Source organism: Pseudoxanthomonas helianthi (genome assembly GCF_017939625.1).
Lineage (GTDB): Bacteria > Pseudomonadota > Gammaproteobacteria > Xanthomonadales > Xanthomonadaceae > Pseudoxanthomonas_A > Pseudoxanthomonas_A helianthi.
Genome location: NZ_JAGKTC010000003.1, coordinates 588,845 through 611,409 on the forward strand (window position 1 = coordinate 588,845; position 22,565 = coordinate 611,409).

The following is a 22,565-nucleotide window of genomic DNA, read 5'->3' on the forward strand; positions in this document are numbered from 1 at the left end:
ATTCGGGTGCGGGGCCGTGTAGGGGAGAGTTACGCGTACACGACCGACCGCACCGGGCTGGTACCGGTACCGGTAATGGTCGTAATGATGGCGGCGAAAGTACGCATCGGGAGCGAAGATGCCATGCCCGCAAAACGGCTGCAAGCGTTGCAGTTGCAACCACCGCGCGTCTTCGTGCGAGGCGCGTCCGTTCTATTCCAGATAGACCGGATTGCCCACCAGCCACAGCCGGCCGTCCCCACCCCGGACATTGACCCGCAGCCAATGGCGACGCCCGTCGGCCGACCTCGAGAATCGAATGGTTTGCGTGTCCCGGGCGGCATCCAGCGGCAGGGTTTGCACGATCTTGCCGTCTTCGATGACTTCCACCCGGCCGCCGGCCACGCCTTGCAGCCCGACCTCGCAAGCGACTTCGCTTCCCGCGGCAGGCCGCAACGCCTCGCCCATGCCCACTTGCCGGCCAGCGCTGGCGGCGCTGAATTCCAGCATGCGCTTTCCATTGCCCTGCACATCCACGAACACCCGCCCGGCGCGGATGCCGGCGAGGATCGCCGGCATGGACAGCGCATCGGCCTTCACCACCGTGGTCGGCGCGCCGATCTCCCCGCTGCCCGGCGTCGCCGCCTGCAGCGTGGGATCGTGGTTGTCGCTGCCGCCAATCGCGGTGATCCGATGCCCGGCGCTGAGCAGGCCCTCCCAGAACGGGATGCCGGAATACGGGGTGTCGGCATCGCCTCCGTTCACCACTTCCACCGCTTGCACCAGGGCGTAATCGACCTGCGGATCGGGCGCCCAGCCGCAACCCATGCAGACTTCCCCGGAAGGGCGTACCGGATGGTTGATCGAGAACACGCCCTCCAGGTTGCGCACGCTGCGCAACAAATGATTCCAGTCGGGGACCCCAGGGTTGCCGACCCGGAAATCGACCGGCGCCACCGGCCCGATCAGGTTGCCATGGCCGCTGAAGGTGGTGATCTCCCGGCCCGGGATCAGCAACAGCCGGTCGAAATACGGTTGCATCTCGCGCAGCCCGTTGGCCTGCGAGACGGTGTTGTGGTCGGTGACCGAGATGAAATCCAGCCCGCGTGCGGCGGCCTTCTGCACGGTCAGGAACAACGGGCACGGCACGCGCTGTCCCGACTGGCTGGCGCAGCTGCCGTCGCTGTGCGCGTCGTGCATGTGCAGATCGCCGCGGTACCAGGCCGCTCCGGAACGCAGCGGCGGCTCCGGTCCGTCGTGATCGTCGAACCAGATGCGCGCGACGTAACTGTCCCTCGACGATGCGCGCACGTTGGGAAAGCCCAGCAACAGCGACCAGCGGCCTGCCGCGATGGGGCCGGGCAAGTAGGACGGGGTCGCGTCCGTCGCCGACACGGTGAAACGGCGCTTGTTGCCGCCGCTCCAGCCGCGGAAACCGTCGGGCCCGGCCAAACCCAGGTCGACCGTGGTCTTGCGTTCGCGGCCGCTGTACTCGAATTCCACCGTGATGCGCGAAGTGCCTGCGGGCACCTCGAACGGCAGCGAGCGATAGGTCTGGTGATCGCGACCTTCGATGCGCCCTTCCAGCATCCGGTCCGGCGCACCACCCGTCGCGCCCTGGGCCGATGCCACAGCGCAGCAAGCCAGCAGACCCGCGAGCAGCCGCCCTCCCATCGCATTCGCCTTCATGCCTGCGTCCCTCAGAAGCGGTACATCAGCGCCAGGCGGTAGCTACGGCCCAGCAGCGGGCGCGCGATGAACGTATTGGCGCCGGCGTCGCCGCTCTGCAGTTCGCCCTGGCGGGGATTGCCTTCGGTCAGGCCCAGCGAGTTGTCCAGGTTGTCGATGTAGCCGTACACCGAAAGGTGTTCGTTGAATTCGAAGCGGGAGCTGAAGTTGAATACGTCGTAGGCCGGCAGGCGCACCGAATTCGCAGTGTCGACGAAACGTTCGCCCTGGCGTTCGTAAGCCAGTTGCAGGCGCAGGCGGTTGCCCAGCAGGTTCAGGCCCGGGACCAGGCGTACGCTGGTCTTCGGCACCCGGATCAGCTGGTTGCCGTCGTAATCGTGCAGCTTGCCTGCGCTGTCGGTGTAGGTGAGTCCGTCGTATTGCGGATCCTGTACGGTCGCGGTCAGGCCCAGGTCGAACCAGTCGACCGGACGCCACGCGCCTTCCAGCTCCAGACCCAGGGTCCGGGTGTCGGCGTAGCGCGCCTCGTTGACCACGATGCCATCCAGGCCGACGCGGGTGTTGGTGAAGCCGACGTTTTCGTAACGGGTCCAGAACGCGGTGGCGAACAGATCGAACAGCGGGCTGGAGAACTTGTAACCGAACTCGCCCAGGGCCATGGTCTGGATGATCGGCGTGGCCGCGGCATTGGTCACGTAGTTGCCCAGGCTGGGCAGGCGATTGGTCGAGGTGTAGCGGGCGAACAGCCCCGATTGCCCGCCGAATTGCCAGTTGGCGCCGACGGTCCAGCCCAGCTTGTCGAAACTGTCGTCGTAGGTGGCGAATTCCCCCGTACCCGTCCAGACCTGCGAAGTGGCGGGCGTGCCCAGGTTGACCTGCTTGCGTTTCTCCACCCGGCCCTCGGTCTGCATCTTCTCCCAGCGCACGCCCGCATCGAGGCGGAACGCGTCGGTGATCTGCCACTCGTCGTCCAGGTAGAAGGCATGGGTGGTCTGTTCGCCGGACGCGTTCTCCCATTCGTAGCCATAGCGCCAGATGCCATGGTCGGTGATCTTGCCCAGCACGTTGCCGCTGGCATCGACCGCGACCAGGTCCAGCAAGCGCGCGTTGTCCTGCACATCGAGCAGCGCATTCGACGAGTAGCGGCCGAAATCCTCTTCGATGTGCGCGTAGTAGTAACCCAGGGTCACGTCGTGGCTCTGCTCGCTGAACTCGAACCGGTGCGAGGACTGCAAGTCGTTCATCAGTTCGGTGACCGGCATGGTCACGCCGCGCAGGCCGCCGAGGATGATCAGGCCATTGCCGTTCTGCCAGGCGGTGTCGTAGACCTGCCCGGGCGTGGTCACGTAGCGCAGTTGCAGCGCGGTCGCGCCCGGAACGCCGGCCAACGCACCGCTGGCCTGGCCCAGGAAGCTGGCCGCGCTCATCAGCGAATTCGGGAACACGCCGTTGCGCTGGGTTTCGGTGTCGTTGTAACGCAGTCGGTCGCGCAGGGTCCAGCCCTCGACCGGCGAGAATTCGAACTTCGCGGTGAACTGGGTCCGCTTGACCTCGGTGCCGCGGGTGTTGTCGAACAGGTAATCCTCGCCGTCCGCCGTGGTCATCCTCACGAACGCGGTTTCCGGGCCGGCCACGGTACCGTGGTTGCCGTCGAAGCCTGGAACCGAACGGATCTCCCCATCGGCATACGTGCGCATGGGAATGCCGGTGTAGAACACCACCGAGTCGTCCAGCCGCTTGATGTCGAAATCGAAACTGCCGCGGTCGAACTCGCGGCCCAGCGAAACCCGGAACTGCCCGCCCTTATTGCCCCTGAAGCCCGGGTCGCGCACGCCGTCTTCGACCCTGAAGAACCCGCCCATGCCCAGTTTCCAGCCGTCGCCGAACGGCTGCCCGTACCAGAAGTCGGTGCGCACCAGCCCGTCGTCGCCGACGGTCAACTTGGCCAACGCCTCCGGTGTATCGCCGACCCTGCGCGGGACGAAGTTGATCGCCCCCGCCGGGGCATTGGAATAGAAGGCCGACGACGGCCCGCCGCGCACGACTTCGATGCGTTCGATGGTCTCGTCGAGGCGGAACACCTGGTCGCCGTTGAGATAGCCCAGCGCCGGATCGTGCTGGATCGGCACGCCGTCCTCCAGCAATTGCACCGAACCGAACCCGTCCACCGGAACGCCGCGCGCACGGATGTTGCCGCTGGCTTCGCCACCGGAGGCTTCGACCCAGAAACCGGGCACCGACTTCATCGCCTCGGTCACGCTGGTCGGCGCCTGCAGGCGCAACGCTTCTTCTTCGATATTGGTGACCGAGTAGCTCGTCTCGGCCTTGGTGCGAACGCCCGTGCCCGCACGGCCGGTAACGATGACCGTGTCCAGTTGCTTCGCCGTCGAAGCGGCGGCGGCTTCCTGCGCGTGCGACGGCAGGGCCATCGCGGCGCAAGCGCCGGCGATCAGGGCAATACGGATCGACACACCGAGACGGTGGGGGTTGGCATGCATATCGACGGGTCCGGAGCGGGGGAAGGATGTCCGCGACTGATGCCATGCGGACTGCCGACATGTTCGATTTGGCGTATTTCACCCAGGTGACGGCTCATGGTCATTGGGGTGAAAGCGGTCGGCGCGTCATGCGATGCACACGCGCATTGCCGCAGACGTGGCGACAATGGAGCGGATCGTCGCGGCGGCTTCGACACGCCGCCCTTGCAGGACCTCGCGCCATCCCCATCGTTCCGCTCCGGAACGGGATGTCGCAAGACCGGAGCCTGGAGGGAAATGGCGGCCCCGACACGATTCGAACGTGCGACCTTCCCCTTAGGAGGGGGACGCTCTATCCAGCTGAGCTACGGGGCCATGGCCGCATTGTAACGGTTGTGATGCGTGCCCCGCCCCCTGCCCGGCTTGCCGGCCCGTGTTACCTTGCCGTCCAGTACCGGCCCCGTGGATCAGGGCCGTGGTTTTCGAGGAGATGGGTTGGAATGTGTCCTAGCAAGGTGGCCGAAGGTGGGGAACGGGGCTGGATCGTCCCCATCGGCGGTGCGGAGAACAAGGGCGAAAGCCCGAGCATATTGCAGCGCTTCGTCGAGATTTCCGGCGGCGACTCGGCCGAAATCCTGGTCATTCCCACCGCCAGCCAGCTGGCCGAGACCGGGCCGCGCTACCAGCGCCTGTTCGGCGAACTGGGCGCCCGCCGGGTCGACGTGCTCGACTTCGATACCCGCCGCGATTGCCAGGAAAGCAACCGCCTCGACCGCATCGAACGCGCCAGCGGCATCTTCTTCACCGGCGGCAACCAGCTGCGGCTGTCGACGATCCTCGGCGGCACGCCCGCGGCCAAGCTGATCCGCGAACGCAACGCGGCCGGCATCACCGTCGGCGGCACCAGCGCCGGCGCCAGCATCCTGTCCGAGCACATGATCGGCTTCGGCAAGGAAGGCAGCTCGCCGCAGGCCGACAGCGTGCGCCTGGCGCCGGGCCTGGGCCTGACCAACCGTTTCGTCATCGACCAGCATTTCCGCCAACGCGACCGCCTCGGCCGGCTGGTCGCGGCGCTGGCGTACAACCCGTTCGCCATCGGCATCGGCCTGGACGAGGACACCGCCGCGTTCATCGGCCCGGACAACACGCTGGAAGTGGAAGGCAGCGGCGCGGTGACGGTGGTCGACGCCGACGAACTGAGCTTCTCCTCGATGGCCGACGTGCGCGAGGACGAACCGGTGTGCCTGCTCGGGCTGAAGGTGCACATCCTCGTCGCCGGCGCGACGTTCAACCTGCATACGCGCAAGGCGTCGGCGGGGAAACTGGCCAAACCCAAGACCTGAGGGAACCCATGCGCATCCTCGAACGCTCCGTCTACGTAGGTCCTTCGCTGTATGCGCACTTCCCGGTCATCCGCCTCGAGCTGGACCTGGGCGAACTGGAACAGTGGCCGACCGCAAGACTCGGCAACGGATACATCGACGCGCTGGTCGCCGCCCTGCCCGGCCTGGCCGAACACGGTTGCAGCTACCGCGAACCCGGCGGCTTCATCCGCCGCATGCGCGAGGGCGAAGGCACCTGGCTCGGCCACGTACTGGAGCACGTCGCCATCGAACTGCAGAACGTCGCCGGCGAGGACGTGACCTTCGGCAAGACCCGCAGCGTCGGCGACAACCGGCCCGGCGTGTACAACGTGGTCTACGAATACGCGCAACGCGAGGAAGGCATCGCCGCCGGCGAACTGGCGCTGAAGCTGTTGTGTTCCCTGTTGCCGGAAGAATTGCGGCCCAAGGGCAGCGTGCCCGAAGACTGGGACTGGGATTCGGCGCGCGACGATTTCATCCGCTACGCGCAACGCCGTGCACTGGGGCCTTCGACCGCCTCGCTGGTGCGCGCTGCCGAGGAACGCAAGATCCCGTGGTTCCGCCTCAACAACCAGTCGCTGGTGCAATTCGGCCACGGCAAGTACCAACAGCGCATCCAGGCCACGGTCACCGGCAAGACCCCGCACATCGCGGTGGAACTGGCCAGCGACAAGGAAGAGACCAACAAGATCCTCGGCTCGCTGGGCCTGCCGGTTCCGCGCCAGGAACTGGTTTCCAGCGCCACCGATGCGATCCGCGCGGCGAAGCGGCTGGGCGGCCCGGTGGTGACCAAGCCGTACAACGGCAACCACGGCCGCGGCATCACCATCAACATCTCGACCGAGGACGAAATCCGCGAAGGCTTCGCTGCGGCGCGCGAGCACTCGCGTTCGGTGATCGTTGAAACCTACCTCGCCGGCGACGACCACCGCCTGCTGGTGGTCAACGGCGAGCTGATCGCCGCGACCCGGCGCACGCCCGGCCATGTGGTCGGCGATGGCGAACACGACATCGCCTGGCTGGTCGACGAGGTCAACAAAGACCCGCGCCGCGGCATCGGCCATGAAAAAGTGCTGACCCGGCTGGAACTCGACCGCGAAGCCGACCTGATGCTGGAACGCGCCGGCCACAATCACTTCAGCGTGCCCAAGGCCGGCGAAGTAGTGTTCCTGCGCTCCACCGCCAACCTGTCCACCGGCGGCACCGCCACCGACGTCACCGACATCATCCATCCGGACAACCGGGCAATGGCCGAACGCGCGGTGCGGGCCATCGGCCTGGACGTGGGCGGCGTGGATTTCCTCAGCCCGAACATCGCCGAAAGCTACAAGCGCATCGGCGGCGGCATCTGCGAAGTCAACGCCGCGCCCGGCTTCCGCATGCACGTCGCGCCCAGCGAAGGCACGCCGCGCGACGCCGCCGGGCCGGTGATCGACATGCTGTTCCCGCCGGGCACGCCCTCGCGCGTGCCGATCGCCGCGATCACCGGCACCAACGGCAAGACCACCACCACGCGCATGCTGGCGCACATCGCCAAGATGTCCGGCTATACGCCCGGCTACACCACCACCGACGGTGTCTACATCGACGGCCAGCGCACCGTCGAAGGCGACATGACCGGACCGGTCTCCGCGCGCATGGTGCTGTCCGACCCGCAGATCGACATCGCCGTGCTGGAGACCGCGCGCGGCGGCCTGCTGCGCGCCGGCATGGGCGTGCCCGAGGTCGACGTGGGCGCAGTGCTCAACATCGCTTCCGACCATCTGGGCCTGAAGGGCATCGACACGCTGGAACAACTGGCCGAAGTGAAGCGCGTCGTGGTGGAGGTGGCCAAGGATTGCGCGGTGCTCAATGCCGACGACCCGAACGTACTGAAGATGTCGGCCTACACCGATGCGAAGACCGTCTGCTACGTGACCATGAACCCGTCGCACGCGCTGGTCCGCGAGCACATCCGCGCCGGCGGCCGCGCCTGCGCGCTCGAGGCCGGCGTCAACGGCCACATGATCACCCTGTACGACAAGGGCAGCCACATCCCGCTGATGTGGACCCACCTGATCCCGGCCACGCTGGAAGGCCGCGCTCTGCACAACGTGCAGAACGCGATGTTCGCCGCGGCGATGGCGTTTTCGCTGGGGATCAAGCTGGACGCGATCCGCCACGGCCTGCGCACCTTCGACAGCACCTTCTTCCAGGCCCCGGGCCGGATGAACGTGTACAACGAGCATCCGTTCAAGGTGCTGATGGACTACGGCCACAACGCGCACGCGGTCGGCATGATGGCCGATCTCGCGCAGCGTCTGGACGTGGCCGGTAGGCGCATCGTCGTGCTCGCTGGTCCCGGCGACCGCCGCGACGAAGACCTGCGGGAAATCGCCGCGGCCGTCGCGGGCAAGTTCGACCATTACATCTGCCGGCGCGACGACTCGTTGCGTGGCCGCGACGGCGACGAGGTACCGCGGATCATCGCCAAGGCGCTGCAGGAAGCGGGCGTGCCGGAAAGCGCGCTGTCGATCATCCCCGACGAACAGGAAGCGGTGGACGCCGCGCTGCGCATGGGCCAGCCCGGCGACCTGCTGCTGGTCTTCGCCGACGCGCTGACCCGCACCTGGAAGCAGATCACCAAGTTCCAGCCGGCCGGCGATGCGCCGAAACCCGCGGCGAAGATCGAGTTGCCCACGCTCGACGCGATGCCCGGTGAAGTCGACATCGCCGCGCTGGAGGGCGTGGTCCGCGACGGACGCGGCCTGGTGTTCGAACGCGAAGAAAGCGATTGATCGCTCGTGACGCCTGAACCGTTCGAGGACTCGCGCCGGCTGACCGGTTGCAACGTGTATTTCGCCGGCAGCGGCGCCGCGCTGGAGACCGCGCGCGGCCTGGTCTTCGGCGACGACGCGCTGGATCGCTGGCGCGCGAACATCGCCGCCGCACGCACCCACCTGAGCTGGCCGGAAGACGAGATCCATGCCCATCGCCACGCCAGCGGTGCCTCCCTCGCCTTCGCCGCGCCGCTGGACCAGCTCTACACCGCGACCGAGGTCAACGAATGGGCGTGGTGGATCGCTGTTGCTTCTCCAGCCGACCGCTATCACGCACCCGGCCATGCGGCCACCTGGGATGAAGCATCCGCATTGCAGACCTTGCGCCTGCTCGCCCGGACCGAAGCCAACCCGGCGTTGATCACGCTGCGCGATGCCGCTGCGGCGCATCACCTGCCCTTCCTCGCCGATGACGATGAAGCGACGATCGGCGCGGGCACCGGCGGACGCAGCTGGTTCGTCGACGAATTGCCGGCACCCGAAGCAGTACCGTGGCAGAGATTGCACGGCATTCCCGCCGCGCTGGTCACCGGCTCGAACGGCAAGACCACCACGGTGCGGCTGATCGCGGCGATGTGCCGCGCGCACGGCTGGCACACCGCGCATAGCTGCACCGACGGCGTGTTCTTCGATGGCGCCGAGCTGGAAGCCGGCGACTTCTCCGGCCCGGCCGGTGCGCGCACTGCATTGCGCCAATCCGGCGCGCAGGCGGCCGTGCTGGAAACCGCGCGCGGCGGCCTGCTGCGCCGCGGGCTGGCGTTGTGCCATGCCGAAGCCGCGGTGGTGACCAACATTTCCGTCGATCATTTCGGCGAATACGGGGTGCACGACCTCGACGACCTCGCGCGGGTCAAGCTGACCGTCGCCCGGGCCATCGACGCCGATGGGCTGCTGGTATTGAACGCCGACGACGAATTGCTGCGCGAGCATGCCAAACACCAGACCTGCCCGCTCGGCTGGTTCGCACTCGACTTCGATCATCCACTGCTGGCCGCGCACCGTCAGGTGGGCCGCGCGACCTGCGGCGTGCGCGATGGCCGCCTGCGCCTGCATCGCGACAACACGGAATACGACCTCGGCATGGTCGCCGCGATGCCGCTGACCCTGGGCGGACGCGCCGGCTACAACATCGCCAACATCGCCGCCGCCGCATTGGCCGCGACCGCGATGGGCATCGCACCCGCAACGATCGCGGCAACGCTGGCAGCGTTCGGCACGGCACAAGACGACAACCCTGGCCGCCTGCAGCACTGGCGCTTCGGCGACACACAGGTGTTCGTCGATTACGCGCACAACCCGGAAGGCTTGCATGGCCTGTTCGAGGCCGTCGGCGCAAACGTGCGTGACGGTCGCCTTGCCCTGCTGCTGGGCCATGCCGGCAACCGCGAAGACGCCGACCTGCGCGCCGTGGCGGCGGTGGCGGCGAGCGTCCGTCCCGACTTCATCGTGCTGAAGGACATCGCCGGTTACGAACGCGGCCGTGCCGCCGGCGAGATCGCCGCGATCATGCGTGCGCAATTGCTGGCCGACGGGGTGGCCGCGGACGCCATCGCCACCTGCCTCGACGAAACCGAAGCCGCGCGCACCGCGCTGGCTTGGGCCCGCGATGGCGACCTGCTGGTGTTGCCGATCCACGAGATGGATGCGCGCGCACGGATCGGCGCCCTGCTCGACGAAATGACGAAAACCGGGTGGAAATCCGGCGATCCTCTGCCATAGCGCGACTATTCGCCCGCAAGTGCCGGAAAAGCAAGGGGAAGCCGCGAACCCTCTGCTAAAATTTCGACCACCTCGCCGGACCTGCATGCTGCGTCCGGCCCTCGACCTCGCGGAGATTCCATGTCGACTTCCCATCTCGAGGCCCTCGGCCTCGCCGCCTCGAATTCCGGCACCTACCTCGGCAACGGCGAATGGTCCAAGACCAACGACGCCGGCCTGTTGCAATCGATCAACCCGACCACCAACGAGGTGATCGCCGAAGTCCACGCCAGCAGCCAGGCCGACTACGAAACCGTGGTTGAGCGCGCGCAGGCGGCGTTCAAGGTGTGGCGCAGCGTGCCCGCGCCGAAGCGCGGCGAAGCCGTGCGCCTGTGCGGCGAAGCGCTGCGCAAGCACAAGGATGCGCTGGGTTCGCTGGTGGCGCTGGAAATGGGCAAGAGCAAGCCCGAAGGCGACGGCGAAGTGCAGGAGATGATCGACATCGCCGATTTCGCGGTCGGCCAGAGCCGCATGCTGTACGGCTACACCATGCACAGCGAGCGCCCCGGCCACCGCATGTACGAGCAGTGGCACCCGATCGGCTTGGTCGGCATCATCAGCGCGTTCAACTTCCCGGTCGCGGTATGGGCATGGAACTCGTTCCTCGCCGCGATCTGCGGCGACGTGTGCATCTGGAAGCCGTCGAACAAGACCCCGCTGACCGCCATCGCCGCGACCACGATCTGCAACGACGCGCTGAAGGCCGGCGGCTTCCCCGACATCTTCTTCCTGATCAACGACGCCGGCGTCGAACTCGCCCAGCAGTTCGTCGACGACAAGCGCATCCCGCTGATCAGCTTCACCGGCAGCACCCAGGTCGGCCGCACCGTCGGCGAGCGCGTCGCTCGCCGCATGGGCCGCAGCCTGTTGGAGCTGGGCGGCAACAACGCGATCATCCTCGACGAAACCGCCGACCTGAAGCTGGCCGTGCCCGGCATCGTGTTCGGCGCGGTCGGCACCGCCGGCCAGCGCTGCACCACCACGCGCCGCCTGCTGGTGCACGAATCGATCTACGACAACGTGCTGCAAACGCTGGTCAAGGCGTACAAACAGGTCGAGGGCAAGATCGGCGACCCGACCGACCCGGCCAACCTGATGGGCCCGTTGAACAGCAAGGCGGCGGTCGCGCAGTTCCTCGATTCGGTGGAAAAGGCCAAGGCGGCGGGCGGCAAGGTCGAAACCGGCGGCGCGGCGATCGACCGACCGGGCAACTTCGTCCTGCCGACCATCATCACCGGCCTGAAGAACTCCGACGAGATCGTCCAGCACGAGACCTTCGCCCCGATCCTGTACGTGATGAAGTACAAGACCCTGGACGAGGCCATCGACATGCAGAACGCCGTGCCGCAGGGCCTGTCCTCGTCGATCTTCACCAACAACCTGAAGGCGGCGGAGAAATTCCTGTCCGCGGCCGGCAGCGACTGCGGCATCGCCAACGTCAACATCGGCACCAGCGGCGCCGAGATCGGCGGCGCGTTCGGCGGCGAGAAGGAAACCGGCGGCGGCCGCGAGTCCGGTTCTGACGCGTGGAAGGCCTACATGCGCCGGCAGACCAACACCATCAACTACTCCGACTCGCTGCCGCTGGCCCAGGGCATCAAGTTCGACCTCTGATGCGCATCGCCGCGCTGTCGGACATCCACGGCAACCTCCCCGCGCTGGAGGCGGTGCTGGCGGATGCCCGCCGACGCGGCTGCGAGCGCATCGTCAATCTCGGCGACATCCTGTCCGGCCCGCTGTGGCCGGCGGAGACCGCCGACCGGCTGATGCCGCTCGGCCTGCCGACGATCCGCGGCAACCACGAACGGCAATTGCTGGAACAGCCGCCCGAGCGGATGGGCGCGTCCGATCGCCATGCGCACGCCTGCCTCGACGCCGGCCAGCGCGCCTGGCTCGAAGCATTGCCGGCGACGCTGTGGCTGGACGACGAGGTGTTCCTTTGCCACGGCACGCCCGGCGACGACCTCGAATATTTCCTCGAGGACGTGGACGAATCCGGCACCCGCATCGCCCCGGTCGAGCGCGTCCGCCGACGCCTTGGCGACATCCGCGCGCGGGTGGTCCTGTGCGGTCACACCCACACCCAGCGGATGCTGCGGCTCGACGATGGCCGGCTGGTCGTCAACCCCGGCAGCGTCGGCCTGCAGGCGTTCGAATGGGATCGGCCGTTCCCGCACACGATGCAGATGCATACGCCGCACGCGCGCTACGCGGTGCTGGAAAGATCGGCCGGCGACTGGTCGGTCGACCTGGTTTCGCTCGCCTACGACTGGGAACTCGCGGCACGGCAGGCCGAGCGGAACGGGCGTGCCGAATGGGCGCATGCGCTACGCACCGGGCGCATGGCCTGAGCGCACCTCACCTTCGGCACGTGTATCTGGGATAATTCGTACGCGCTTCGCGCCATCGCCTCCCCCCCTGCCGCAGGAACCTCCGATGAATGCAGTCCGCCAGACCAGTTCCCTCGCCATCGTCAGCCTCGTTTCCGGCATCCTCGGCTGGACCCTGCTTCCGTTCATCGGCACCCTGGTGGCGATCATCACCGGGCACATGGCGCGCAAGGAAATCCGCAACAGCGGCGGCCGCCTCGACGGCGACGGCCTCGCCGTCGGTGGCCTGGTCCTGGGCTGGGTATCGGCCGCATTGTGGGTGATCGGCATCGTGGTGTTCGTGCTGTTCTTCGGCGGCCTGGCCTGGCTGGGCTTCATGAACCGCTGACGTGTACGGACTTGCCCGCCCTTTCCTGTTCGGCCTCGATCCGGAAAAAGCGCATGCGCTGACCCTGCGTTCGATCGAACTGGCCTACCGCAGCGGCACCTCGCCGCTGCTGTCGCGCCGGCCCGAACCGATGCCGACGCGCGTATTCGGACTGGAATTCCCCAACCCGGTCGGCCTGGCCGCCGGCATGGACAAGAACGGCGCGCACGTCGATGCGCTGCTCGCGCTGGGCTTCGGCTTCGTCGAGATCGGCACGATCACCCCGCGCCCGCAGCCGGGCAACCCGAAGCCGCGCATGTTCCGCCTGCCGGAACACGATGCGGTGATCAACCGCCTCGGCTTCAACAACGAAGGCGTCGACGCGCTGGTGCGCAACGTCGAACGCGCGCGCCGCCGCAACGGCCTGCTCGGCATCAACATCGGCAAGAACAAGGACACGCCGAACGAACGCGCGGCCGACGACTACCTGTTCTGCCTGGAACGCGTGTACCCGCTGGCCGACTACGTCACCGTCAACATCTCCTCGCCCAACACCGCCGGCCTGCGCGAACTGCAGGAAGAACAGGCCTTGCGCCAACTCATCGACCGCCTGCGCGAAGCGCAGGAAACCCTGGGCGCGCGCCACGGCAAGCGCGTGCCGATGCTGGTCAAGCTGGCACCGGACCTGTCCGACAACGACATCGATGCCGCCGCCCGCGTGCTCGGCGACCTCGGCGTAGACGGCGTGGTCGCGACCAACACCACCATCGGCCGCGACACCATCGCCGGCCATCCGCATGCGGCCGAAGCCGGCGGCCTGTCGGGCGCGCCGCTGATGGCCCAGTCCACGCGCGTGCTGCGCCTGCTGCGCGCGCGCCTGCCGCATTCCATCCCGCTGGTCGGCGTCGGCGGCATCCTGTCCGGCGCCGATGCGGTGGCGAAGATGTCCGCAGGCGCTTCCCTGGTGCAGATGTACACCGGGCTGGTCTACCGCGGGCCCGAACTGATCCGCGAATGCGTCGAAGCCATCCGCCGACGCCGCGAACACCGCAGTGGCGGGCCGGTGGCGCCGGAATGACCCGCATGCCGGGCGACGCCTTCCGCATCGCCGAAAACGCACCGCTGCGCTCGCGCAACACCTTCGGGGTCGAGGCGAACGCGCCGTGGCTGGTCGAAATCGCCGAGGCGCGCGCATTGCCGCAGGTCTTCGCCCTGCCGCAACTGCAGGCCGCGCCGCCGTTGCTGCTCGGCGGCGGCAGCAACCTGCTGTTCGCCGGCGACGCGCCGGGCGCAGTGCTGTCGTTGCAGGCCGACGGAGTGCGCATCATCGAAGACGATGGCACTACCGCGATCGTCCATGCCGAGGCCGGCAAGACCTGGCACGACTTCGTCCTGTGGTCGCTCGGGCAAGGCCTGTGCGGGCTGGAGAACCTGGCCCTGATCCCGGGCACGGTCGGCGCCGCGCCGATCCAGAACATCGGCGCCTACGGCACCGAAGTCGGCGAATTCGTCCGCCGCGTGCATGCCTGGGACCGTGCCGAAGGCGCGTTCGTCGCGCTCGATGCCGCCGCGTGCGCCTTCGGTTATCGCGACAGCGTGTTCAAGCAGGAACCGGATCGCCGTTTCGTCGTCGCGGTGGAATTCGCCCTGCCCCGCCAACGCGCGCCGAAGATCGAATACGCCGGCCTGCCGGAAGAACTGGCGGCCATGGGCGTGGTCGCGCCGACCCCGCGCGACGTGGCCGAGGCGGTGATCCGCGTGCGCACGCGCAAGCTGCCCGACCCCGCGCTGCTGGGCAACGCCGGCAGCTTCTTCAAGAACCCGATCATTCCCGCGGCGCAAGCCGAAGCCCTGCTGGCCACGCACGCCGGGATGCCGGTGTTCCGCGGCGACAGCGTGGCCACGCGCAAGCTGTCGGCGGGGTGGCTGATCGATCAGTGCGGCTGGAAAGGCTTCCGCGATGGCGATGCCGGCGTGTCCGCGGCGCATGCGCTGGTGCTGGTCAACCATGGCCGCGCGACCGGCGCGCAGCTGCTGGCACTGGCGCGGCGCATCGCCGCGTCGGTGCAGGAACGTTTCGGCGTGGCGATCGAACCGGAACCGAAACTGATCGGAGCGAGCTGGTAACCCACCCCGAGATGAGCGCCAGCCACCTGCAACCGCCGCCTCCGCCACGCGCCGCCACGCCGGTGGCCGTGCGCGCCGCGCTGCTGATGCTGGCCAGCACCTTCGGCTTCGGCCTGATGGCGGTGTGCATCCGCCTGGCCTCGCAGACCGAGCCGACCTGGGAAGTCGCGTTCTTCCGCAACGCCTTCGGCTTCGTCGCCCTGCTGCCGATGCTGGCCTGGCCGGTGCTGCGCGAGCCGCGGCCGCTGGCCCGCTTCGCCGAACGCGTGCGCACCACGCAATTGCCGCGCTATTTCGTCCGCTGCGGCATCGGCATCGTCAGCATGTTCTGCGGCTTCTGGGCCATCGGCCACCTGCCGATGGCCCAGGCGATCTCGCTGGCCTATTCCTCGCCGATCTTCATCACCATCGCCGCTGCGCTGTGGCTGGGCGAACGCGTGCGCGTGCGCCGCTGGCTGGCGGTGGCCGCCGGTTTCATCGGCGTGCTGGTGATCGTGCGGCCGTGGTCGCACGCCTTTTCCACCGGCACCCTGGTCGCGATCCTTGCCGCGATGATGAATGCCCTGGTCGCGATCCAGATCAAGCAGCTGTCGCGCGTGGACAAGGCCGACACCATCGTGTTCTGGACCTACGTGCTGTGGGTGCCGATGTCGCTGATCCCGGCGTTGTTCGTCTGGCACCCGCCGCAGGGCATCGCCTGGCTGTGGCTGGTCCTGTCCGGCCTGCTCGGCACGGTCGGACAGTTGTTGTGGACCCGCGCATTGAAGCTGGGCGAAGTGTCGGCGCTGACCCCGATCAGCTTCGTGCAGTTGCCGGTGGTTACCCTGGCCGGCTGGCTGCTGTTCGCCGAGAAGATCGACGCATGGACCGTGGCCGGCGCCGCGATCATCCTGTCCGCGACGTTCTACATCGCCCGCCGCGAAGCCAGGCTGGCGCGCGCAGCTGCGTCGAAGGCACCCAGCGAGGCCGCCAAGCCGGCCGAATAGGTGGGCATGAGAAATCCGGTGCGGTTTCCTTCTCCCCGCGTGCGGGGAGAAGGTGGCCGACAGGCCGGATGAGGGGCAGTCCGGAGCCGATGCACTTTGCGTTTCGACAAGAATTCGAGCGCGAAAGCCCCGGCTTTCCCCGCACTCGATGCGACCCTGCTTCGGAACCCACGCTGACTCCGGGTCGCCCCTCACCCGCCTTCGGCACCCTCTCCCCGCATGCGGGGAGAGGGAGTCCGTTATCCGATGCCACACTGAAGTCCGGATACTCGAATGATCGGCCCGTGCATTCCGGCACGGGTGCGGGATGTCCCCCGATGCTATTGATGCGGCCTGTCCACGCGGATCCTGCCCATGCGCCTCGCCCTGCCCCTGCTGCTCGCCACGTTCACCGTCCCCGCCTTCGCCCAGACCCCGGCGGCGGCCCCGGCCACGCAACCGGTCAACTTCAACGTCCCCGCCGCCGCGGAAAAGGACGTGGCCAGCATCGACGCGATCATCGCCGCGCTGTACGACGTGATCTCGGGCCCTGCCGGACAGGCGCGCGACTGGAACCGGCTGCGCTCGCTGTTCGTGCCGACCGGACGGATGATGCCGGTGGGCGTGCGGCCGGACGACAGCGTCGGCATGCGCCTGCTGCAGGTCAACGACTATGTCGCCAGCTCGGGCCCGCTGCTGCTCGAAAAAGGCTTCCACGAACGCGAGCTGGCGCGGCGCACCGAACGCTTCGGCCACATCGCCCACGTGTTCAGCACCTACGAAGGCAAGCTGGATGCGGACGGCCACGTCATGCGCGGCATCAACAGCCTGCAGCTGATGCACGACAACAAGCGCTGGTGGATCGTGTCGCTGATGTGGGAAGCCGAGAACCCGAAGCTCAGCCTGCCCGCGGAATACCTGCCCGCCAAGGCCGCAGGCGGCTGAACACCAGCGCGTACGCGGCCACCGTCCAGGCCAGCGCCGCGGCCCAGCCGGCGAGGATGTCCGACGGGTAATGCACGCCGAGGTACACCCGCGACAGGCCGACCATCGCCACGAACGCCAACGCCGGCACCGCGACCCACACGCGCCAGCGCGTATGCCAGGCCAGCAGCACCAGCACCGCGGCCACGGTCATCGAACCCATCGCGTGGCCGCTGGGAAAGCTGTAGGTGGATTCGGGCGCGATCGATTCCCACAACGACGGCCGCGCGCGGGCGAAGATCTGCTTGGTCGTGAGATTCAACAGCGCCGACCCGACGATGGCGAGGCCGGCGAACAGTCCTTCGCGCAGCCTGCGCCGTAGCGCCAGCGCCAGGACCAGCACGACGTCGAACGGCACCACGCCATAGTGGTAGCCCAGTTGCGAGAACAGCAGGAACACGCGGTCGAAACCATCATGCGCCAGTTCGTGGGCGAAGCGCAGGATCGGCTCGTCGAACGGGAACGCCTCGGCTTCGTGGACTTCGTCGGCCAGCTCGCCGAACGCCCACAACGGCAACAGCAGGCCGACGAACACCAGCAGCAGCCGACGCCAGCGACGGCGCAGGAAAGCGATGCCGAAACGCGCCTCCTCGCGGACCGCCTGCGCGGCGGATGCGGGGTCAGACGGAAGCCGCGCTTCCGTACTTTCGTTCGACATAGGCATCGATCAGGGCGACGAACTCGTGGGCGATGTTCTCGCCGCGCAGGGTCACCGTCTTTTCGCCATCGACGAACACCGGCGCCGCCGGCGCTTCGCCGGTGCCCGGCAGCGAGATGCCGATGTTGGCATGGCGCGACTCGCCCGGTCCGTTGACCACGCAACCCATCACCGCGAGGGTCATGTTCTCCGCGCCGGGATGGGTGTATTTCCATTCCGGCATCTTGCCGCGCACGTGTTCCTGCACCACCTTCGCCAGCTCCTGGAAGAACTCCGACGTGGTGCGCCCGCAGCCGGGACAGGCGGTGACCATCGGCGTGAACGCACGCAGGCCGGTGGTCTGCAGCAGTTCCTGGGCGACGATCACTTCCTGGGTGCGCGACGCGCCCGGTTCCGGGGTCAGCGAGATGCGGATGGTGTCGCCGATGCCTTCCTGCAGCAGCACCGCCAGCGCGGCACTGGAGGCGACGATGCCCTTGCTGCCGATGCCGGCCTCGGTCAGGCCCAGATGCAGGGCGAATTCGCTGCGTTGCGCCAGTTCGCGGTACACGGCGATCAGTTCCTGCACGCCGCTGACCTTGGCCGACAGCACGATGCGTTCGCGCGGCAGGCCCAGCTCCACCGCGCGGTGCGCCGAATCCAGCGCCGAACGGATCAACGCTTCGCGCAGCACCGCGGCGGCATCCCACGGGGTTTCGCGCGCGTGGTTCTCGTCCATCAGCTGCGCGGCCAGCGCCTGGTCCAGCGAACCCCAGTTGGCGCCGATGCGCACCGGCTTGCCGTAGCGGATCGCGAATTCGATCAACTGGGCGAACTGGGTGTCCTTCTTCTTGCCGAAACCGACGTTGCCGGGGTTGATCCGGTATTTGGCCAGCGCCTCGGCGCAGGCCGGCTCGTTCGCCAGCAACTGGTGGCCGTTGTAGTGGAAGTCGCCGATCAGCGGGACCGCCACGCCCATCATGTCCAGCTTCTCGCGGATCCGTGGGATGGCCGCCGCCGATTCGGGGTTGTTGACGGTCAGCCGCACCAGTTCCGAGCCGGCGCGCCACAGATCCGCCACCTGCTTGACGCTGGCGGCCACGTCGGCGGTGTCGGTGTTGGTCATCGATTGCACCACCACCGGATGGCCGCCGCCGACCACGACCCCGCCGATATCCACGCCATGGGTAATGCGGCGCGGCGCGGGACCGGCTTCGGTGGGCATTCGGCATGGGGCAACGGTGTCGTTCATTCGTCCATTTTAACTGTCCCGCCGCAGGCCTGCCCTGCCCGGCGGGATCCGATGGACGGACATCGCCCCCGCCGGTCAACCATCGGCCCGTTCGCGCGATATCCGTCCATCCCCCGAAGACCCCCCCGAGAACCGCATGCCCACGTCCGTTTCCGACATCCGCACCGCCGACGCCAGCCGCCTGATCAAGCGCCTGTGCACCCATTGGGCGCACAAGTTCGAGGTCCGCTTCGACGACAGTTACGGCCTGGTGCCGTTCGACGCCACCACCCTGGCCCTGCTGGAGGCCGACGAGGACGGCCTGCACGTGCACGTCGAGGCCGAAGACGGCGAGCGCCTGGCGCGCATGCAGGACGTGGTGGCCGAACACCTGCAGCGGATGAACCGGGGCGAACCGCTGGCCATCGCCTGGTACGCGTCCCGCGCATGACTTGCGCCGCCATCGACGCTAACCTGCGCCGATGAATGCGACCGCCCGCGATGTCCTGACGCCTTCGCAGCTGAATGCGCTCGCCCGTAACCTGCTCGAGGACACGTTCCCGCTGGTCTGGGTCGAAGGCGAACTGGGCAATGTCACCCGTCCGGCATCCGGGCACCTGTACTTCACCCTGAAGGACGCGCGGGCGCAGGTGCGCTGCGCGATGTTCAAGCCGAAGAGCACCTGGCTGAAGTTCCAGCCGCGCGAAGGCCTGCGGGTGCTCGCGCGCGGAAGGCTGACCCTGTACGAAGCGCGCGGCGACTATCAGTTGATCCTGGACACGCTGGAGGAAGCCGGCGAAGGCGCGTTGCGCCGCGCGTTCGAGGAACTGAAGAACAAGCTGGCCGCCGAAGGCCTGTTCGCCGCCGAACGCAAGCGCCCCCTGCCCGCGCACCTGCAACGCCTGGCGGTGATCACCTCGCCGACCGGCGCCGCGGTGCGCGACGTGCTCAGCGTGCTGGGCCGGCGCTTCCCCTTGCTCGAGGTCGACGTGCTGCCCAGCCTGGTGCAGGGCGAAGGCGCGGCGGCGCAGATCGCCTCGTTGCTGCGCCGTGCCGGCGCCAGCGGGCGCTACGACGCGGTGTTGCTGGCCCGCGGCGGCGGTTCGCTGGAAGACCTGTGGGCATTCAACGACGAAGCGCTGGCCCGCGCCATCGCGGCCTCGCCGGTGCCGGTGGTGTCGGCGGTCGGCCACGAGACCGACTTCAGCCTCGCCGATTTCGCCGCCGACCTGCGTGCGCCGACGCCGTCGGCAGCGGCGGAATTGCTGGTGCCCGACCGGCGCGACCTGCTGGCACGGCTGCAAAACCTGCAGCGCCGTCTGTCGATGCTGCAGGCGCATCGGCTGCGCAACGCGATGCAACGCGTCGATCGGGCTTCGCTGCGTTTGCAGGCCCTGCGCCCACAGGCGCGATTGCAGGCGTTGTGCCAGCGCCAGCAGCAGGCGCAGCGGCGACTGCAGGCCGCCTGGCGCGAGCAGTTGGAACGTCGCCACGCCCGGCTGCGCCATGCCGCGGCGGTACTGCGCGCGACCCAGCCGCAACGCCGGCTCGCCGTACTGCGCGAACGCCTGTTCGCGCTCGGTCCGCGTCCGCAGGCCGCGGTCGTTCGCCAGATGCAGCGCGAGGCGCTGAAGCTGCGCGGCCTGGCGCGTTCGCTGGAAGCGGTCAGCCCGCTGGCGACGGTGGCCCGCGGCTATGCGGTGTTGAGCAAGCCGGATGGCGCCGTGGTCCGCTCCGTCGCGCAGGTCGAAGCCGGCGACCGGCTGCGCGCGCGCCTGGCCGATGGCGGCCTGGACCTCGAAGTGCGGTAGGAGCGCCTGCCCGCGACGAAGCGCGATGGTGCCGGGTGTGGGAGCGACGTAAGTCGCGATGCCTTTGGTCGGGATCGTCGCGACCCGTTCGCGACTTACGTCGCTCCCACACCGGATGCCTCGACGAAGTCGCAGGCAATGCCCGCTCCAGCGATTAACCCCACATCCGCGACCCGCGCGTTGAACCTCCCGTCCACCACGGGAGATCCGCCATGCAACGCCGCCATGCCTTCTGCCTGACCCTGCTCGCCATCGCCGTGCTGGCCGGTTGCCAGTCCAGTCCCAGCGCACAGAACGCGCGCGCCGAAGACGCCGCGTTGGCGGCGGCCATGGCAGCCGACGCCGCGGCCGGTGCCGCGAAGGAAAGCCGCGAGAGCCAGACGCTCGACAGCGTCGTCGTCACCGGCACGCAGCGGCAGGCACTGCCCGCCCAGGTGGCCGAGCCTCGTCTCACCTACGCGCCGGCCCCACCCCCGCCACCCGCTCCCGCACCGGTATCCGGCGCGGTCGTTGCCTACCGCACGGCCCGGCTCGCCCCGCCGCCGCCCGCCTACGCGCCAGTGCAACCCACCAACACAGAAACCTACGCCGAACGCAGCGACAATCCGGTGCATCGCACCAGCGAACAACCGGTTTCGACCTTTTCCATCGACGTCGATACCGGCAGCTACAGCAACGTGCGGCGCATGCTGCGCGAAGGCCAGCGTCCGCCGGCCGATGCGGTGCGCGCCGAGGAATTCATCAACTACTTCCGCTACGGCCACGCTGCGCCCAGCGACCGCACTACGCCATTCCGGGTGACCACCGAGCTGGCGCCGGCCCCATGGAACCCGCAGCGGCAGTTGTTGATGGTCGGCATCAAGGGCTACGACGTGCCCAAGGCCAGCCTGCCGCCGGCCAACCTGGTGTTCCTGATCGATACCTCCGGTTCGATGGACGAACCTGACAAGCTGCCGCTGGTGAAGACCGCGTTGCGCCAGCTGGTGCCGCAGATGCGCGCGCAGGACCGCGTCTCGATCGTGGTCTACGCCGGTTCGGCCGGACTGGTGCTGCCGCCCACGCCGGGCGACCGCCACGACGAAATCATCGACGCGCTCGACCGCCTGCAAGCCGGCGGCAGCACCAACGGCGGCGAAGGCATCGAGCTGGCCTATGCGATGGCGAAACAAGCCTTCGTGAAGAACGGCGTCAACCGGGTGATCCTGGCCACCGACGGCGACTTCAACGTCGGCATCGTCGACCGCAAGGCGCTGGAAACCCTGGTCGGCGACCGGCGCAAGTCGGGCATCGCCCTGACCACCCTGGGCTTCGGCGAAGGCAACTACAACGACGCCATGGCCGAACGCCTGGCCGACGTCGGCGACGGCAACCACGCCTGCATCGACACGCCGCAGGAAGCGCGCAAGGTGCTGGCCGAGGAGATGCAGGCGACCCTGCTGACCATCGCCCGCGACGTGAAGATCCAGGTCGAGTTCAATCCGGCCGCGGTCTCGGAATACCGTTTGATCGGCTACGAAAACCGCCTGCTCAACCGCGAGGACTTCGCCAACGACAAGGTCGACGCCGGCGACATCGGCGCCGGCCACGAAGTGACCGCGTTGTACGAGATCACCCCGGCCGGCTCCGGCGCGGACCGCCTGCCGCCGCTGCGTTACGGCGCGAAGCAAGCGACGGCTTCCGCCGATTCGAACGAAGTCGCGCAACTGAGCCTGCGCTACAAACTGCCCGGCGCGCAGGCCAGCAAACTGATTGAAACGCAGGTCCTGCGATCGTCGCTGGTCGCACGACCGAGCGAAGCCCTGCGCTTCGCCAGCGCGGTGGCCGCCTATGCCGACCTGCTGCGTGGCGGTACCCATGTCGGCGAATGGACGTGGAACGACGTGGCCCGCGCGGCGCGCGGTGCGAGCGGCGACGACCGCAACGGCTTGCGCCACGAATTCGCGGACCTGGTCGACCAGGCGCGGCAGGTGGTCGCGCAACCCTTGCCCGCAGCGGCGATCGCTTCAGGCGAGTGAGCAAGGGTGGGC

The 22,565-nt window shown here is 68.1% G+C and carries 17 protein-coding genes and 1 tRNA gene; 13 read left to right on the plus strand and 5 right to left on the minus strand.

The annotated features are described in order from the left end of the window. Positions 1–192: 192 nt before the first annotated feature. The 3 genes from J5837_RS14550 to J5837_RS14560 form a co-directional block, all read right to left on the minus strand. A complete protein-coding gene (locus J5837_RS14550) occupies positions 193–1,668 on the minus strand; it encodes a CehA/McbA family metallohydrolase (RefSeq protein WP_210537480.1) in 1,476 nt (491 codons plus the stop codon). An 11-nt stretch (positions 1,669–1,679) separates the two neighbouring features. After that, positions 1,680–4,139 carry a TonB-dependent receptor gene (locus J5837_RS14555; protein WP_342345554.1) on the minus strand — a complete coding sequence of 820 codons (2,460 nt, stop codon included), beginning with the start codon at positions 4,137–4,139 and terminating at the stop codon, positions 1,680–1,682. 304 nt (positions 4,140–4,443) lie between these two features. Beyond that, positions 4,444–4,520 (minus strand) — tRNA-Arg (locus J5837_RS14560). A gap of 125 nt (positions 4,521–4,645) precedes the next feature. Between J5837_RS14560 and J5837_RS14565 the strand changes: the two genes are divergently transcribed. The 10 genes from J5837_RS14565 to J5837_RS14610 all read left to right on the plus strand — a co-directional run bounded on the left by J5837_RS14565 (position 4,646) and on the right by J5837_RS14610 (position 16,820). After that, positions 4,646–5,488 (plus strand): cyanophycinase, encoded by an 843-nt coding sequence (locus J5837_RS14565; protein ID WP_210537481.1) that lies wholly within the window; start codon positions 4,646–4,648, stop codon positions 5,486–5,488. An 8-nt stretch (positions 5,489–5,496) separates the two neighbouring features. Further along, complete coding sequence (gene cphA / locus J5837_RS14570) at positions 5,497–8,286, plus strand: cyanophycin synthetase (RefSeq protein WP_210537482.1); 2,790 nt, start codon at positions 5,497–5,499, stop codon at positions 8,284–8,286. Between the two features lie 6 nt (positions 8,287–8,292). Then, complete coding sequence (locus tag J5837_RS14575; protein ID WP_210537483.1) at positions 8,293–10,047, plus strand: Mur ligase family protein; 1,755 nt, start codon at positions 8,293–8,295, stop codon at positions 10,045–10,047. 120 nt (positions 10,048–10,167) lie between these two features. Further along, positions 10,168–11,700 carry an L-piperidine-6-carboxylate dehydrogenase gene (gene amaB, locus J5837_RS14580; protein ID WP_210537484.1) on the plus strand — a complete coding sequence of 511 codons (1,533 nt, stop codon included), beginning with the start codon at positions 10,168–10,170 and terminating at the stop codon, positions 11,698–11,700. Next, positions 11,700–12,437 (plus strand): metallophosphoesterase family protein, encoded by a 738-nt coding sequence (locus J5837_RS14585; RefSeq protein ID WP_210537485.1) that lies wholly within the window; start codon positions 11,700–11,702, stop codon positions 12,435–12,437. Before amaB ends, J5837_RS14585 begins: the two co-directional genes overlap by 1 nt. A gap of 85 nt (positions 12,438–12,522) precedes the next feature. After that, on the plus strand, positions 12,523–12,804 hold the full coding sequence (locus tag J5837_RS14590; protein ID WP_210537486.1) for a DUF4190 domain-containing protein: 282 nt from the start codon (positions 12,523–12,525) through the stop codon (positions 12,802–12,804). A 1-nt stretch (position 12,805) separates the two neighbouring features. Then, positions 12,806–13,861 carry a quinone-dependent dihydroorotate dehydrogenase gene (locus tag J5837_RS14595; protein WP_210537487.1) on the plus strand — a complete coding sequence of 352 codons (1,056 nt, stop codon included), beginning with the start codon at positions 12,806–12,808 and terminating at the stop codon, positions 13,859–13,861. Positions 13,862–13,866: 5 nt separating this feature from the next. After that, on the plus strand, positions 13,867–14,910 hold the full coding sequence (murB, locus tag J5837_RS14600) for a UDP-N-acetylmuramate dehydrogenase (protein ID WP_425504849.1): 1,044 nt from the start codon (positions 13,867–13,869) through the stop codon (positions 14,908–14,910). Between the two features lie 86 nt (positions 14,911–14,996). Beyond that, a complete protein-coding gene (locus J5837_RS14605) occupies positions 14,997–15,896 on the plus strand; it encodes a DMT family transporter (RefSeq protein ID WP_210537589.1) in 900 nt (299 codons plus the stop codon). Between the two features lie 354 nt (positions 15,897–16,250). Beyond that, positions 16,251–16,820, plus strand: a complete 570-nt coding sequence (locus J5837_RS14610) for a hypothetical protein (protein ID WP_210537489.1) — start codon at positions 16,251–16,253, stop codon at positions 16,818–16,820. Here the strand turns inward: J5837_RS14610 and J5837_RS14615 are convergent. Next, complete coding sequence (locus J5837_RS14615; RefSeq protein WP_210537490.1) at positions 16,774–17,517, minus strand: phosphatase PAP2 family protein; 744 nt, start codon at positions 17,515–17,517, stop codon at positions 16,774–16,776. The two genes, J5837_RS14610 and J5837_RS14615, sit on opposite strands and share 47 nt — an antisense overlap. Further along, positions 17,480–18,748, minus strand: coding sequence for a flavodoxin-dependent (E)-4-hydroxy-3-methylbut-2-enyl-diphosphate synthase (ispG, locus tag J5837_RS14620; protein ID WP_210537491.1), 1,269 nt, complete (start codon positions 18,746–18,748; stop codon positions 17,480–17,482). The genes J5837_RS14615 and ispG overlap by 38 nt, the downstream gene beginning before the upstream one ends. Before the next feature lie 136 nt (positions 18,749–18,884). Here ispG and J5837_RS14625 point away from each other — a divergent pair, with 136 nt between their 5' ends. The 3 genes from J5837_RS14625 to J5837_RS14635 all read left to right on the plus strand — a co-directional run bounded on the left by J5837_RS14625 (position 18,885) and on the right by J5837_RS14635 (position 22,553). Beyond that, positions 18,885–19,178, plus strand: a complete 294-nt coding sequence (locus J5837_RS14625) for a DUF2218 domain-containing protein (protein WP_210537492.1) — start codon at positions 18,885–18,887, stop codon at positions 19,176–19,178. Between the two features lie 31 nt (positions 19,179–19,209). Further along, the gene (gene xseA, locus J5837_RS14630; protein ID WP_210537493.1) at positions 19,210–20,538 is read left to right on the plus strand and encodes an exodeoxyribonuclease VII large subunit; all 1,329 of its coding nucleotides are present in this window, start codon (positions 19,210–19,212) and stop codon (positions 20,536–20,538) included. A 212-nt stretch (positions 20,539–20,750) separates the two neighbouring features. Beyond that, positions 20,751–22,553: a vWA domain-containing protein gene (locus tag J5837_RS14635; protein WP_210537494.1), complete on the plus strand. Its 1,803-nt coding sequence runs from the start codon at positions 20,751–20,753 to the stop codon at positions 22,551–22,553. The last annotated feature ends 12 nt before the right edge of the window (positions 22,554–22,565 follow it).

Coding starts and splice junctions, on each gene's coding strand:
- J5837_RS14550 (WP_210537480.1), bottom strand. CDS start 1,668: ATGAAGGCGAATGCGATGGGAGGGCGGCTGCTCGCGGGTCTGCTGGCT.
- J5837_RS14565 (WP_210537481.1), top strand. CDS start 4,646: ATGTGTCCTAGCAAGGTGGCCGAAGGTGGGGAACGGGGCTGGATCGTC.
- cphA (WP_210537482.1), top strand. CDS start 5,497: ATGCGCATCCTCGAACGCTCCGTCTACGTAGGTCCTTCGCTGTATGCG.
- amaB (WP_210537484.1), top strand. CDS start 10,168: ATGTCGACTTCCCATCTCGAGGCCCTCGGCCTCGCCGCCTCGAATTCC.
- J5837_RS14585 (WP_210537485.1), top strand. CDS start 11,700: ATGCGCATCGCCGCGCTGTCGGACATCCACGGCAACCTCCCCGCGCTG.
- J5837_RS14590 (WP_210537486.1), top strand. CDS start 12,523: ATGAATGCAGTCCGCCAGACCAGTTCCCTCGCCATCGTCAGCCTCGTT.
- murB (WP_425504849.1), top strand. CDS start 13,867: ATGCCGGGCGACGCCTTCCGCATCGCCGAAAACGCACCGCTGCGCTCG.
- J5837_RS14605 (WP_210537589.1), top strand. CDS start 14,997: ATGCTGGCCAGCACCTTCGGCTTCGGCCTGATGGCGGTGTGCATCCGC.
- J5837_RS14610 (WP_210537489.1), top strand. CDS start 16,251: ATGCGCCTCGCCCTGCCCCTGCTGCTCGCCACGTTCACCGTCCCCGCC.
- J5837_RS14615 (WP_210537490.1), bottom strand. CDS start 17,517: ATGTCGAACGAAAGTACGGAAGCGCGGCTTCCGTCTGACCCCGCATCC.
- ispG (WP_210537491.1), bottom strand. CDS start 18,748: ATGAACGACACCGTTGCCCCATGCCGAATGCCCACCGAAGCCGGTCCC.
- J5837_RS14625 (WP_210537492.1), top strand. CDS start 18,885: ATGCCCACGTCCGTTTCCGACATCCGCACCGCCGACGCCAGCCGCCTG.
- xseA (WP_210537493.1), top strand. CDS start 19,210: ATGAATGCGACCGCCCGCGATGTCCTGACGCCTTCGCAGCTGAATGCG.
- J5837_RS14635 (WP_210537494.1), top strand. CDS start 20,751: ATGCAACGCCGCCATGCCTTCTGCCTGACCCTGCTCGCCATCGCCGTG.